We start from the raw sequence: 13,268 nt of genomic DNA, 5'->3' as shown, positions 1-13,268 counted from the left end.
GATCTTTGAGTAGAACGAGAGCAATGTCAGGACATACTGGAGGAAGCAATATGTCTTCATACGAAAAAGAATACTTATGGGCGAAGAATGAACCGGAGAGTTTTTGGCGCGCTCAAGCGGAGAATATCGATTGGTTCGAATCTCCTAAAACTATCTTGAAATCTGATGAAAACGGCATAGAGCGTTGGTTTCCAGATGGTGTAATGAATACGTGCTGGTTAGCATTAGATTACCATTGCGAGCAAGGACGCGGTGATAATACTGCACTCATTTATGACTCGCCAGTGACAGGTCGTAAAGCCACGTACACCTATAGCGACCTACGTGACCAAGTAGCAAAAATTGCTGGCATGCTGTCTGCTCAAGGTGTTGAAAAAGGCGACCGAGTCGTTATTTATATGCCGATGATCCCAGAAGCCGCAATGGCGATGCTTGCCTGCGCGCGTTTGGGGGCGATTCATTCCGTAGTATTCGGCGGTTTTGCTCCTAATGAGCTTGCTGTACGAATTGAAGATGCAGAGCCGAAAGTGATCATGACGGCGTCGTGCGGGATTGAGATCAACAAAATCATTCCATACAAACCAATGGTAGACAAAGCCATTATGGACAGCCGTTGGAAGCCTGAGAAAGTGTTTGTTTTCCAACGTCCAGAGTGCGACGCTGAGCTAAACCAAGAAAGAGACTTAGATTGGCAGCGAGAGTACAACCAAGCGCTGCCACATGGTTGTGTTCCGGTGTTAGCAACCGAGCCGCTCTACATACTTTATACATCGGGTACGACAGGTAAGCCGAAAGGCGTTGTGCGTGATAACGGTGGTCATGCTGTCGCGATGAAGTACTCCATGAGCGCAATCTATAACATTCCTCAAGATGGCGTCTTTTGGGCGGCATCTGATGTGGGCTGGGTAGTAGGGCACTCTTACATTGTTTACGCTCCACTGATTCACGGTTGCACTACCATCCTATTCGAAGGCAAGCCTGTTCGAACACCGGATCCTGGCGCATTTTGGCGAGTGTGTGATGAATACAAAGTAGATGCGTTGTTCTCTGCACCAACGGCGTTTCGTGCGATTAAGAAAGAGGACCCGGAAGGCGAGCACTTAAAACAGTACGACTTGTCGAATCTGAAAACCATCTTTATGGCGGGAGAACGCCTTGACCCTCCGACACTGGAGTGGGTTCAGAGCAAAGCGGACAAGCCCGTTATTGACCATTGGTGGCAAACCGAGACGGGCTGGGCCATCGCGGGCAACCCGACAGGTGTCGAAATGATGCCAGTTAAAGCTGGTTCTTCGACGAAGCCCATTCCGGGTTATCAGGTCGAGATTCTGAATGAACTTGGAGAGGCTGTCGAGCCTAACCAACAAGGCTTTGTCGCATTAAAACGTCCGCTACCACCAAGCTGTCTGCCAACGGTTTGGCGTAATCATGACCGTTTTGAAACTGGTTATCTTAGCCAATTCCCAGGCTACTACGTGTCAGGTGATGGTGGCTATCTGGATGAAGACGGTTACCTGTTTATTATGGGACGTATTGATGACGTGATTAATGTCGCGGGACACCGATTGTCGACAGGTGAAATGGAAGAAATAGTAGGAGGCCACCCAGCGATTGCAGAATGTGCGGTGGTTGGTATCCACGATGATCTAAAAGGTCAGCTTCCACTTGGCTTTGTGGTACTAAAAGACGGCGTCAAAGTGGATGAGCTAGACCTTGAAGGTGAGCTTGTGGGCAAAGTGCGTAGTGAGATAGGTGCAGTTGCTTGCTTCAAGCATGCGTTGGTTGTAGACCGTTTACCGAAAACACGTTCAGGTAAAATTTTGCGTCGAACTATACGTCAAATAGCTGATGGTGAAAAATACACCGTTCCGTCAACGATTGATGACCCAAGTAGCTTGAACGAAATTGAGCGAGTGCTACGACGCTGATAAAAACTCAATTCTAACTAACCCCTGATCCTCGAACTCTGTAGGTTGGTTCTGCCTCTGTACGTTTATTAAGTACAGGGGCCTTTTTGTTGTTCAAACAGTACAAACGTATCGTGAAAGCATTTGTGACTTGCCAATACGACGTTTTCCTCACAAACTACAGCCATTCCATTTTTAGTGACCCTTTGTATGACCACGTTTGCGATTAAACCTGCGTGTTTTAGCGACCTAGAGTTGCTCAACGATCTTATGTTCGAGCTTCATGATGAGCATCATCTTCAATCTCCTGAGCTTTTCAAAACGGCAGAGGAGATAGAACAAGAAAAAAGCATTGCTCGATATATTGACGACCCTGAGTGCCTTGTTTACGTAGCAAAACAAGGAGATGAAATTATTGGCTTTATTTCTGGTCACTTCTGTGAACTTATTTCTACCGTCAGCCAGCCAGTTATGATGGGAAGTGTGGATGAGCTCTATGTGCTGCCTGAATATCGAAAACAAGGTACGGCGCAGGCTTTGATTAATAAAATTGAGTCAACGTTCTCTGATTACGGTGCAAAACAGATGTTTGTTGAAGTATGGCATTTTAACCAGGGCGCAATATCTTTGTATGAAAAACAAGGATTTGCACATCATATCCACTATTTAAGAAAACCGCTGAACGAATAATCGTATTTAACTTTAATATTGTGATTTAGGTTCTATCGAATTGAAATCATTCAGTTCGTCAATAGACTTTTCTCTATAAGTTGCTCGCAATGTTAACAAATTGATATGCACCCACATTGGTATCGGCGTTTTTGTCTGCTTGTTTATTAGTAGCACGAGGATCGTGCTTACAAAAACAAGAGGACAATATTTTGAAACTAACAAAATCGTTACTTGCTTTAGCCGTTTTGCCAATGTTCGCAAGTGCTGATGATTTGTCACAGACGCAAAATCATACTATCCAACCCCAGATCGTAGGCGGAGTAACTGCCGACCCACGTGACTGGAAATTCTACACCCAAATTGTTAGTCGTTATGGTAACCGATCATATTGTGGGGCCAGTTATATCGGGAATGGTTACGTCCTGACTGCTGCGCATTGTGTTGAGGGTGATTCTCCGAATCAGATAGCGGTTAAAATCGGTGGCGTTGTTTATAACGGTAGTGACGGTGTTCGTGCAAACGTCAGTGAGATCCATATGCACCCGGCATATCGCCGCGCGACGCTTTCTCATGACCTCGCGGTATTGAAGCTCGACTCTGTGCCTCAAGGTGTTTCTTCAGTTGAGATTGCGAATGGCAGTCTAACGCAATACGCGAGCATCGGAGATTGGCTTAGTGTTGCTGGCTTAGGGCGAACTTCTGAAGGAGGAAGCTCTCCGTCTCGATTGCAAGAGGTTGACGTCCCACTTGTGTCGGATATGACTTGCCGTCAAGCCGGTGGCAACTACACAACGGTTGGAGAAGTGTCATTCTGTGCGGGTATTCCTCAAGGTGGGATAGATTCTTGTCAGGGAGATAGTGGTGGTCCAATCGTCATTAATCGCAGTGGTGTAATTACTCAACTTGGTGTGGTCAGTTGGGGAATAGGTTGTGCTCGTCCTGGTATGTATGGGGTTTATAGCGATATCGCTGCTATGCGCAATTTTGTCGATGGTGTTATCGGAACAGCAACACCACCAAAAGAGAATGTTTCTGTTGGATACACCACCGAACAGACACTGGCATCATTTAATGTTGGGGAGTTACAGCAACATAGCTTTGTTATCCAGAATTCAGGGAGCACCACGTTCACTGTGGAAAATGTTCGCGCGTTTGCTTCGGGTGTTACTGATGCAGCTGTTATTGCCAATGATCAGTGCTCTCAGGCGACGTTAGCAATGAATGCAAGTTGTCGTGTTGATGTTGAATTTGGTGCTACTCAGAGCGGAGAAGCAAGAGTGGCTTTGAACTTCAACGTTGATAAGACCAGCACACAATACCAAGCGTTAGTATCCGCTCAAGCGAAAACGGTGACAACGCCTCCCACAGATAGCTGTACAACTGTATGGCAAGCCAGCTTAGTGTATCTCAAAGGAGATACGGTTACTTGGAATGGTAAAGTTTGGCAAGCGCAGTGGTGGACTCAAGGTGATAATCCAGCAGACTCAGGGCCTTGGGGTGTTTGGCAAAAAGTAGGCGATGCGAATTGCAAGTCTAACTAACGATCGGGCCAGTGAATTTGATTCGTTGACCATGAGATAAGATTCATTCTTGGTTTCAACGATCAGTACATAGTTATTATAACTGGGGTTTATTGTTTGCAAATAATAAGCCCTTTTTTATTGTGTCAACTATGAGAACCCACAAAATGTGTATGACTTTGTCCTGACGTTATCTTTATATAACTGGCAGAATTGCGATCAACATTTTATGTTTTGTCTGATCTTTGTCAGGTTTGCATTAAATTATTCTCCAGTGAGCGTTGAGATCGGGTTTTACGCGATCAACTCAGTTTGGCATAACTCGTTACTTAATTTTTGTCGAAAAAGATAAGATTAACTGCCATGATTCATTGGTTATCATTATGTTTATTTAAGGTCATATTTTGTGTTGAGACAGCTGTTATTACTCATCCTTTGTTTTATTTTGTTACCTGTTTCACCGATCTCTACGGCTAAAGCCACTGCGAGCGAAGTTAAAGGAGCGCTCTGTATTGTTCGCGCTGATGACAAGTTAGTGCTAGTTCATGAAGTATTAACGGATAAGATTTCTCTACCTGGCGGAACCATCATTGATGGTGAGTCTCCACAAGTTGCTGCTCAACGAGAAACGTGGGAAGAAACCGGTATAGTGGTTACGGTTGGAGAGGAGCTTGGCAGAACGGACACTGCGGTTTTTTACGACTGTATATCAGACTCTGACATTATCGCTTTTTCTATGAATAATTCTTTAGGTGGAAATGAACTGCCTATTTGGTTTGCCCCTCATTATGGAGTAGAAGTTGCGTCAGCGATGTTGCTTAGCCCATCTGAATTACCATCATCTTTATATCGTTATCCTGAGCAATGGCCACAAGCCACTCAGTTTTTTGATCAAGCTACCAAGCAATCAGTATCTTATGTGACTCAGTTGATCGAATCCGCGCCTTCATTTCGTCAGGTTGAATTGGCGTGGCTGATAGATTTACAGAGTTGGGTAGGGGCGTTGTCAGAAACGAGTTACGAGGTAGCTAGTCAGATCTCGAAACTCGTTATAGATCTGACAGAACCGACGGTACTACTCTTTCTATTTCCTTTAGCCATGATGCGCTTTGGTAGCCGGTTTGTGTACCGACTCTTTTTCGCAATTAGTGCAACGTCGCTTATGGTGCTTGTCGCTCAACAAGGCTTTTCGCTACCGCGCCCACATGTCTATATACCAATGATGGAGTTAACGCACAGCTTTGGCTTTAGTTTTCCTAGCTTGCCTATCGCTGTGTGGTTTTGTGTGCTGACGTTCTTGTTTCATAGAACCCAGTATTTTGGTTTGAATGGAACAACGGCAGTCTTCGTGTTCATCACTCTTACTGTGGTGTTAGGTAAGTTTTTCCTCGGCAGTGCCTTTATTTTAGATATGTTATTTGGCGCGCTGTTAGGCAGCTTGGTGGCTTGGCATGTTCTTCGACTGGAGACAAATCAAGATGTGAACGTTGATAAAGTTCTAAGCTCAAAAGGCGTCTGGTTCATTATGACTGCGGCAACATCGGTCATCTCTGTCATCTGGCCATTACCTGTGTTTGGTCGCTGGCTAGCAATTTTAATCACTGCATCAGCGTTGGTCATGACATTTAAAGAGTCGAAAGCACATTTAGATACTCGGCAGATGATCTTTGTAACGCTGGCATTGTTGCTTGTTGATCAACTCTATTTGTACTCGGCTAATATCGTATCGTTTAGCGGTTTGTGGTCATTAGTCTTGTCGACGTTACATTATCCATTATTAATGTTGTTATTTATGCTGCTTGCAAGGAAGCTGACTTGTGAAAACCAACCGAGCAAAACGTTGCTAGATTGATGGCTGTATTTGTTATCTATTAGTATTTGAGTAAAAACAAAGCCTTGCATTACAGCAAGGCTTTTACACGTTTAGTCTACGAACAACGCCGCTTGCCTATCTTGGACGGCTAGGGGTGTTAAACGTAAGAAGCTTAACGCAACAGACATGGCGGAAAGGGCTATGCATTGAGCACGAACTTTTCTATAGCTTTAGCGACACCGTGCTCATCATTACTTGCCGTAATGTAGTCAGCGATTTGCTTGGTTTCTTCCATTGCATTTGCCATCGCGATACCAAGGCCAGCGTATTTCAGCATGTGGTGGTCATTTTCTGCGTCACCCATACAGATAACTTCTTCAGGTTTAATTCCCAGATACTCGGCAATTGCGGCAACACCAATACCTTTGTTGCTCGCAGGGTTAAGAAACTCAAGGAAAAACGGAGCGCTTTGAACAACCGTAAACGCTTCGCGCATTTCAGCTGGCAGTGCTGCTATAACTTCTGTTAGTTTGCTTGGCTCTGCAACCATCATAGCTTTGATGATTGGATGATCGTCTTCTAGTGATTCGAAGTTCATCTCGGTGACATTTAAGCCATTTATCTTTGCTTCAATATCGGTGTAAGGGTTGTGTTCGTTGGTGATTAAACCATGAACTTGACTAAAAGCATGGACGTACGCACCTAGCTCTTCGGCTTTTCGCGCCACCAATTTTGCAGCTTTACCATCTATGATTTGCTGGTGGATGATGTCGTTTGTGCCTACGTTCTTGACCATCGAACCGTTGTAGTAAAGAACAAAATCTCGATCGGAATGGATATTCAGTTCGTCGAGCTTGTCTTGCATTCCTTCTAATGGGCGACCAGAAGCGAGAACGACAGTAACGCCTGCTTCTCGAGCTTTTGCGATCGCTTGTTTGTTTTCTTCAGAAATGGCTTTATCACTATTGAGTAGCGTGCCATCCATATCTAGTGCGATCAGTTTATACATCATTTCTTACCTTAAAGTTTTTTGGGAGCTGTCAGTGAATAAGGCTTGGTTTAACGTTAACCAGAAACCTATATTCATTACGCTATGAAACTACAAAATGGTCTATTTTAACAATTAATTTTTGGTTTAAATTGACCTAGACACGCGTGTCCATTATGGTCTTCGCCTCGAAATGTTATGAGTTGAGTGAGTTCTGCGTTGTATAAGCTAAATGAGATGTTTGAAACCATCCAAGGGGAAGGGGTTTTCACTGGAGTCCCTGCTGTTTTTGTTCGGCTTCAAGAGTGTCCGGTTGGTTGCTCATGGTGCGATACCAAACAAACGTGGTATGCAGATGAGAATGATCAACGTCAAATAGGCGATATTCTGGTGAAAACGGAAGACTCTCCGACGTGGTGTGTTGCATCTGCCGAGAACATCGTAGAGCAATATCAACAGCAAGGCTTTAATGCTAAGCATATCGTGATTACTGGTGGAGAGCCTTGTATTTATGATCTGCGCCCTTTAACAAAGGCGTTTGAAGATATGGGGTGCCAATGCCAAATTGAAACCAGTGGCACATCAGAAGTGATTACTTCAGAAAATACGTGGGTGACAGTGTCACCAAAAGTAGCAATGAAAGGTAAATTACCAGTGCTTAATAGCGCGTTAGAGCGGGCAAATGAGATTAAGCATCCAGTCGGTACCCAGAAAGACATCGACCACCTTGATGATCTTTTAGCAAATGCGAACGTAGCGGCTGAGACTATCATTGCACTACAACCAATTAGCCAGAAGCCTCGTGCTACGCAATTGTGTATTGATACGTGCATTGCCCGCAATTGGCGTTTGTCTGTTCAAACTCATAAATATTTGAGTATTGCTTAGACGAGAGACTCGTCATCATTCGAGGTAGCTTTGCTATCGAAACATTGCCGATATATCTAAACAGTTTATAGCGTTGTAAAAGCTAAGAAGTGTTGACTGCTGTGGTGTGGTGCTATCTTTGGTTCGACAATCGTTTCGCATTTAATTGATGCCACCAATCTGGCGGCATCAAAATGAAGCTCTGTTGGCTGGAGTTTCACGCTGAGATAAAGCGTTTAAAAGCTAACGCAAAAGGTTTCATCCCACCGCTATTACCGCTAACAAAGACTATTTGCTCGCTAAGTATTCTTCTAAGCCGCTTTGTCGCAGTAGGCACGCTGGGCATTCACCACAGCCTTTACCAACGATTCCGTTGTAACATGTTAACGTATTGTTTTGGACAAACTCCAACATATTGTGCTTATCAGCTAGAGCCCAAGTCTCTGCTTTAGTAAGCCACATTAAAGGAGTCTTAATATTGAAGGCTTTATCCATACCTAAATTGCAAGAGAGATTTAGAGAGCGAATAAAGTTGTCTCGGCAGTCAGGGTAACCACTAAAGTCTGTTTCGCAAACTCCCGTAATGATGTCTTGAATACCAAGCTGGTAAGCATGGATACATGCGTAAGTAAGAAAGAGGATGTTTCTCCCTGGAACGAATGTATTGGGTACGTTAGCGTCGCTTAAGTCATTAGATACCGGAATGTTGTCTCTTGTCAGCGAGCTTATCGCTAACTCATTAATTGATTTTACATCCAGGACTTTGTGGCTTTTGATGTTAAGTTGCTTACCTAATTCGATAGCGATATCTATTTCATCTGAATGACGCTGGCCATAATCAAACGTTATAGCATGAACCTCATCATATGTATTTAATGCATCGATTAAGCAGGTCGTAGAGTCCTGCCCACCGGAAAAAACCACAAGTGCTTTTGTTGTAGCCATGTTGAACCCTTAGTTATGCTCTTTGATTCTTTGGTATTGATACGTATTCTTAGGCGTTTAATCCCAATTACGTACTCGACTTCGTGGCGATTGCGTCCGCAATCAGCTGGGCTGTGCTCTCAAGCACTCTTTGCTTGTCATCATTTGACAGCTTGTGGAGATTCACAGCAAGTTCAGCGGTGATTTCATCTTCACAAAAAAAATAGTTTAGAGGCACGTTTAGCTCATCTGCGATAAGTTTGAGCGTTTTTACGTCGGGAGTATGGCGCTCCCTTTCGTATTGATTCATCCTTGCACTTGCAGAACTATCATCCATGCCGATACGGATGCCCAGTGCTTTTTGGGACAGATTCGCTTGTTTACGCGCATGCTTAAGGCGGGCTGGGAGTGGGTTATTAAACAACACTTAAAGTTCATACGAAGGACTTGGATGACTAAGATTATCTTAGTTTTTCTGATTTGTGTATACTAAGTAATACTTAGTTATTACCGAGGTCGCCAAGGCCGTGTATGTATAGCTAAACAAGATTTCGTATCTTTAGGTTGATTAAGTGACGTTGAATCTACTTCTTCAAAAACTGCCGTATGAAGGAGTGGGAGGAGCGAGTAAGGGCACGAGAAACCGCAGCGATTTGTAGAGCAGAATTTGCTCTTCACATAAACGTAGTCGTCTAAGTTGAAGAGCAATATTGTTCTTGATGATCAACTATATACTTAAGTAAATAACTGTGTCGCACAATAGATCAGAGCTGCTGCTAAGCTCATATTGATGACTTTGCCATATCTCTGGAATTGCGATTGAAGTAGCTTTCCTGCAACGGCCCAAACTACGTTGCTAAGAAGTGCGATCAAAGCAAGAATGAGGCTAGTCGCTAAGATCCAGTAGATATTCTGAGTGTGGGGCAGTACGAACGTAGAAATAGAGGTAATTCCATAAAGAATGATTTTCACATTAACGAACTGCAAACCGAAACCTGTTAAGAAACTGATACCTTTAGAATTATCCGATGAAGTTTTGATCTCACTCGTAGCAAGCCCCCAAGCCAACCAAACAATATAAGCTGCTCCAATCCATGTTAGCCAAGGTGTAATCACGGGCAAGAGGCTGATCATGTTATACGTGAAAGCGCCACAAAGTAGCATCAAAACAACATAGCCACAAAACATCCCCGAAATCACTTTTGTTGAGCGTTTTAGTCCATATTGCGTCGCGATGCTGAGCGATAAAATGTTGTTTGGCCCTGGTGTAATTGAAGTAATGATTACGTAAGTAAAAAATGCGGTGTAGATGGCGGTCATCTCTATCTCTCCTGTTTTTACTGCACTATACTTCGCTACAATTGATTAAAAAATTGAATAAATTAAAACTTAGACTTTTAATTTATTGAACTGTTGGTTGTGGAGTCTAGTCATGAATCTAAAACGCTTTCTTACTTTTAAAGCTATTGTTGAAGAAGGATCGTTTCTAAAAGCGTCACAGAAGCTTTATTGCACGCAATCAACCGTCACCTTTCAAATCAAGCAGTTGGAACAAGATCTGTCTCTGCAGCTGTTCGAAAAAATAGGGCGTAAGATGGTTTTGACTCAAGCAGGAGAAAAGATACTGCCTTACGTCTATGAACTGGCGCGAGTGATGGAAAATATTGAGGGAACAGCACAGCAAGAAAACTCGGAGCCGACCGGTGAATTGAAAGTGCTGATTGCTGAGACTCAACTTGCTTATAAGATGGCTAATGTTTTAAAAGAGTTCAGGATCAGAGCGCCCAATGTCCGACTCTCTCTGCAATCACAAAATTGCTATCAGATTCGAGATGAGTTGATAGCGGATAAAGCTGATTTAGGTGTGTTTTATCGAGTCGGTAATGACGATACGCTCAAGGTCCACGAGTTTGAGCAGGAGCCACTGGTATTGGTTGCTTCACCGCTTTTAAAAGGGCTAGATTTAAAGAAGAGAGAGCAACATATTGATTTAGGGTTTATAAGCAATGGCCCTAAGTGCCTTTTTCGACAGATGTTTGAGAGCATTATTCAAGAGCGTGATATTAGCATCGACAACATGATCGAACTTAGCAGTATTAATACGATCAAAAATTGCGTTGAGAGTAATATTGGTATCTCTTACTTACCTCGTTTTACGGTTGAAAAAGAGTTGCAAGAGGGCAGTTTACAAGAGCTTGAGTTCACCGAATTTTCACAGATGATCAAGCCACTCTGCGCTTATCATGCTGGGAAGTGTGTGACGCCGGCGATGGAAGTCTTTATTGATTGTATGCGTAACGAGTATGAACGGTTTTCTACTCAGAGTCGGTGATCTTTAATATGTTCTATCTGACATAGTTTCGTTTTTACTCCTTTTTATTTTTTAAGTGACCACTTCTAATTTATTGATTTTTTTGCTTTGTTGTGAATCCGACTGTTGTGGGATGATAAATGGGATCTGATGTGAAGAGCTATTTATTGACGGAAAGAGATAAGATATCAAAACGACGGCGTGTGATAACTAGATTAGATAAGGTTACATAATTAACAGTGTAATAAATGCCATTCTTTATGGATTATTTTCAACGAGACTTAATTGTTACGGTTCGTTATTATTAACTCGTTAACGCATCCATTGCTAGGAAGTTAACTTACGCATATTGTTTTTTTCATCATTTGCAGCAAATATAATTTGCTGCTTTTTTTTAACCAAAAAGTTCAAAGCTTGAACTACAAGCTCTGAACTCTTATTTATACTTAGTGATTTTCTACTTTAATAAGTAAAACACCGTTTAAAAGTATCGCGTAACCTAGTAACTCTAAGCTTTCTTCAACCAAGTTTTTCACATCTCTATTGTATGAGTTCCCCATGAACTCGACCCAAAAATCACCATACCCTCCAAAGCGTGAGAATAAGAAAACAATGAAAAATCCAATTGTTAATGTCGTGAAGCTAGAATGAGAAATGAAAAGTTTTACCTCATTTTTTATGTTAACTATATTATTAAAACAAAAATAACAGACTGAGAATATTATAATCCAAGCAGGATACTTCCATGAACCGTGAGGGAAATACTGCTCTATGTGGTAGTCCATTTCTCTAACGAATATAACCATAAAAAATGAAGACATTATTACTAATATGTGTTTGAGTTCAAGATATTCCTTAGATTTATACAAACACATTAACGATGAAAAAAGCACAAATGCTATTTGAGTCATTTCTATAAGAGAGTTCTCCGATGTGCTTTTGTCCATTTGTACGCTAAAATAAATCGTTGCTAACGTATAAATAACCAAAAAAATAAGATAAGATATTTTATATACTAACAAACTAGTGACCGAGGTGTGTTTTTCTTTAATATACATCGTAACTCGTATAGGTGATGGATTTGTTAGTATTATAAATCAAGAATTTTTTATATTTAGTGAATTAAGCGCCATTTAGAATGGAACTTAATTCACCTAACATTAAACTTCGATGAATATTAAACATTCCTGGTTTAATTTATTGATTTTATTTTATTTTTTATTTTCTGCTAATTTTGGTTAAATAGAATCACCTAGCTTTTATTGAAATGCTTTTCCCATATTGGTGGTATGCCAATTTCTTCTTGAACGATATCAATGAATGCCCTAACCAATGGTGATTGCTGACGGTGTGAGTACATGGCATAAATATCACCAAAATCTTGAGTTTCATATTCTGGTAAAAGTTGAACTAAATTAGAAGACTCTAGGTTGTTAGGGAGCATAAATTGACCTATAAGTGCTGCGCCCAGACCTGACTTTACGCTTTCAATTATTAGCTCAGCTTCATTTACCATGTATGACCCTGATATTGGGTATGTATCTAAACCATCTGAGTTTGCTTTGTCGTAGAATTTAAGCTTATCGACAATAAAATTACCATTTGAATAAATAATAAAAGGTAGCTTAACTAACTCATCAGGCGTTTCTGGGTTACCATGTTTTTCAATTAAATTTCGAGAAGCAATGATTGCAGTCATATTTTTTGCTAATTTTCTTGCTACCATTGATGAATCCCTCATAGGTCCGATTCGAAAAGCAATATCAAAATTACTTCTAATCACGTCTACATGAAGATCATCTAGCATTAGTTCAACACTTGCTTTTGGGTACTTATGTAAAAACTTCTCTATCGAAGGTTGTAGATAGAGTTTTCCAAATAATGTTGAGCTTGAAATTCGTACTTTCCCTGAAGGCTCAGTCTGAAAGTTCTCCGCTATTTGTTGAGTATCATCAAGGAGTTGAGATATTTGGTCTGCTTTTTCAACTATTTGCTTGCCGACTTGTGTTAATGAAAGAGAGCGAGTTGTTCTGTTTAATAGCCTAACGCCTAAGTGCTCTTCTAACTGCTTGATGTGTTTAGATAAAACAGAGCGGTCGATATTCATCCCATCTGCTGCTTTTGCAAAAGATCCAGCTTTAGAGACTTCTAAAAGCAGGTGTAGTTTATTTGCTAAATCCACAATGTTTATCCAGGTTAGATATTAGCGTATTAGTTTCATGTATAACTACTGCTCTGTCTAGAAATTATTAATATACTTAATAAC

12 protein-coding genes are annotated in these 13,268 nt (G+C 41.7%); 6 read left to right on the top strand and 6 right to left on the bottom strand.

Translation table 11 applies throughout. The features are described 5' to 3' along the window. Nucleotides 1–50: 50 nt before the first annotated feature. The 4 genes from R7E42_RS05650 (at nucleotide 51) to R7E42_RS05635 (ending at nucleotide 5,951) form a co-directional block, all read left to right on the top strand. Nucleotides 51–1,928: a propionyl-CoA synthetase gene (locus R7E42_RS05650; protein ID WP_256896151.1), complete on the top strand. Its 1,878-nt coding sequence runs from the start codon at nucleotides 51–53 to the stop codon at nucleotides 1,926–1,928. A 189-nt stretch (nucleotides 1,929–2,117) separates the two neighbouring features. Continuing rightward, on the top strand, nucleotides 2,118–2,597 hold the full coding sequence (locus tag R7E42_RS05645) for a GNAT family N-acetyltransferase (RefSeq protein WP_005377290.1): 480 nt from the start codon (nucleotides 2,118–2,120) through the stop codon (nucleotides 2,595–2,597). A 191-nt stretch (nucleotides 2,598–2,788) separates the two neighbouring features. After that, nucleotides 2,789–4,120, top strand: coding sequence for a trypsin-like serine protease (locus tag R7E42_RS05640; RefSeq protein ID WP_031781180.1), 1,332 nt, complete (start codon nucleotides 2,789–2,791; stop codon nucleotides 4,118–4,120). A gap of 385 nt (nucleotides 4,121–4,505) precedes the next feature. Continuing rightward, nucleotides 4,506–5,951, top strand: a complete 1,446-nt coding sequence (locus tag R7E42_RS05635; RefSeq protein WP_005388193.1) for a bifunctional NUDIX hydrolase/phosphatase PAP2 family protein — start codon at nucleotides 4,506–4,508, stop codon at nucleotides 5,949–5,951. 160 nt (nucleotides 5,952–6,111) lie between these two features. Here R7E42_RS05635 and R7E42_RS05630 read toward each other — a convergent pair whose 3' ends face one another. Next, the gene (locus R7E42_RS05630) at nucleotides 6,112–6,921 is read right to left on the bottom strand and encodes a Cof-type HAD-IIB family hydrolase (RefSeq protein ID WP_017821691.1); all 810 of its coding nucleotides are present in this window, start codon (nucleotides 6,919–6,921) and stop codon (nucleotides 6,112–6,114) included. A gap of 216 nt (nucleotides 6,922–7,137) precedes the next feature. Between R7E42_RS05630 and queE the strand changes: the two genes are divergently transcribed. Next, entirely contained in the window at nucleotides 7,138–7,788 is a 651-nt protein-coding gene (gene queE / locus R7E42_RS05625) for a 7-carboxy-7-deazaguanine synthase QueE (protein ID WP_005377296.1), read from the top strand. Between the two features lie 267 nt (nucleotides 7,789–8,055). Here queE and queC read toward each other — a convergent pair whose 3' ends face one another. The 3 genes from queC to eamB all read right to left on the bottom strand — a co-directional run bounded on the left by queC (nucleotide 8,056) and on the right by eamB (nucleotide 10,011). Continuing rightward, complete coding sequence (gene queC, locus R7E42_RS05620; RefSeq protein ID WP_005377298.1) at nucleotides 8,056–8,712, bottom strand: 7-cyano-7-deazaguanine synthase QueC; 657 nt, start codon at nucleotides 8,710–8,712, stop codon at nucleotides 8,056–8,058. Nucleotides 8,713–8,779: 67 nt separating this feature from the next. Further along, a complete protein-coding gene (locus R7E42_RS05615; RefSeq protein WP_005388200.1) occupies nucleotides 8,780–9,118 on the bottom strand; it encodes a helix-turn-helix domain-containing protein in 339 nt (112 codons plus the stop codon). Nucleotides 9,119–9,426: 308 nt separating this feature from the next. Further along, a complete protein-coding gene (eamB, locus tag R7E42_RS05610) occupies nucleotides 9,427–10,011 on the bottom strand; it encodes a cysteine/O-acetylserine transporter (protein ID WP_005388201.1) in 585 nt (194 codons plus the stop codon). Between the two features lie 112 nt (nucleotides 10,012–10,123). Here eamB and R7E42_RS05605 point away from each other — a divergent pair, with 112 nt between their 5' ends. Next, complete coding sequence (locus R7E42_RS05605; RefSeq protein ID WP_005388203.1) at nucleotides 10,124–11,023, top strand: LysR family transcriptional regulator; 900 nt, start codon at nucleotides 10,124–10,126, stop codon at nucleotides 11,021–11,023. Nucleotides 11,024–11,448: 425 nt separating this feature from the next. Here the strand turns inward: R7E42_RS05605 and R7E42_RS05600 are convergent, their stop codons facing one another. Continuing rightward, a complete protein-coding gene (locus tag R7E42_RS05600; protein ID WP_318072420.1) occupies nucleotides 11,449–12,060 on the bottom strand; it encodes a hypothetical protein in 612 nt (203 codons plus the stop codon). Between the two features lie 194 nt (nucleotides 12,061–12,254). After that, nucleotides 12,255–13,184 (bottom strand): LysR family transcriptional regulator, encoded by a 930-nt coding sequence (locus R7E42_RS05595; protein WP_318072419.1) that lies wholly within the window; start codon nucleotides 13,182–13,184, stop codon nucleotides 12,255–12,257. Nucleotides 13,185–13,268: the final 84 nt, after the last annotated feature.

This window comes from Vibrio sp. Vb1337 (genome assembly GCF_033338715.1).
Lineage (GTDB): Bacteria > Pseudomonadota > Gammaproteobacteria > Enterobacterales > Vibrionaceae > Vibrio > Vibrio alginolyticus.
This window is presented reverse-complemented; position numbering and strand designations above follow the sequence as displayed.

Bases quoted from the DNA above. Each gene is read 5' to 3' on its own strand.
- R7E42_RS05650 (WP_256896151.1), top strand. From the start codon at position 51: ATGTCTTCATACGAAAAAGAATACTTATGGGCGAAGAATGAACCGGAG.
- R7E42_RS05645 (WP_005377290.1), top strand. From the start codon at position 2,118: ATGACCACGTTTGCGATTAAACCTGCGTGTTTTAGCGACCTAGAGTTG.
- R7E42_RS05630 (WP_017821691.1), bottom strand. From the start codon at position 6,921: ATGTATAAACTGATCGCACTAGATATGGATGGCACGCTACTCAATAGT.
- queE (WP_005377296.1), top strand. From the start codon at position 7,138: ATGTTTGAAACCATCCAAGGGGAAGGGGTTTTCACTGGAGTCCCTGCT.
- queC (WP_005377298.1), bottom strand. From the start codon at position 8,712: ATGGCTACAACAAAAGCACTTGTGGTTTTTTCCGGTGGGCAGGACTCT.
- eamB (WP_005388201.1), bottom strand. From the start codon at position 10,011: ATGACCGCCATCTACACCGCATTTTTTACTTACGTAATCATTACTTCA.
- R7E42_RS05605 (WP_005388203.1), top strand. From the start codon at position 10,124: ATGAATCTAAAACGCTTTCTTACTTTTAAAGCTATTGTTGAAGAAGGA.
- R7E42_RS05600 (WP_318072420.1), bottom strand. From the start codon at position 12,060: ATGTATATTAAAGAAAAACACACCTCGGTCACTAGTTTGTTAGTATAT.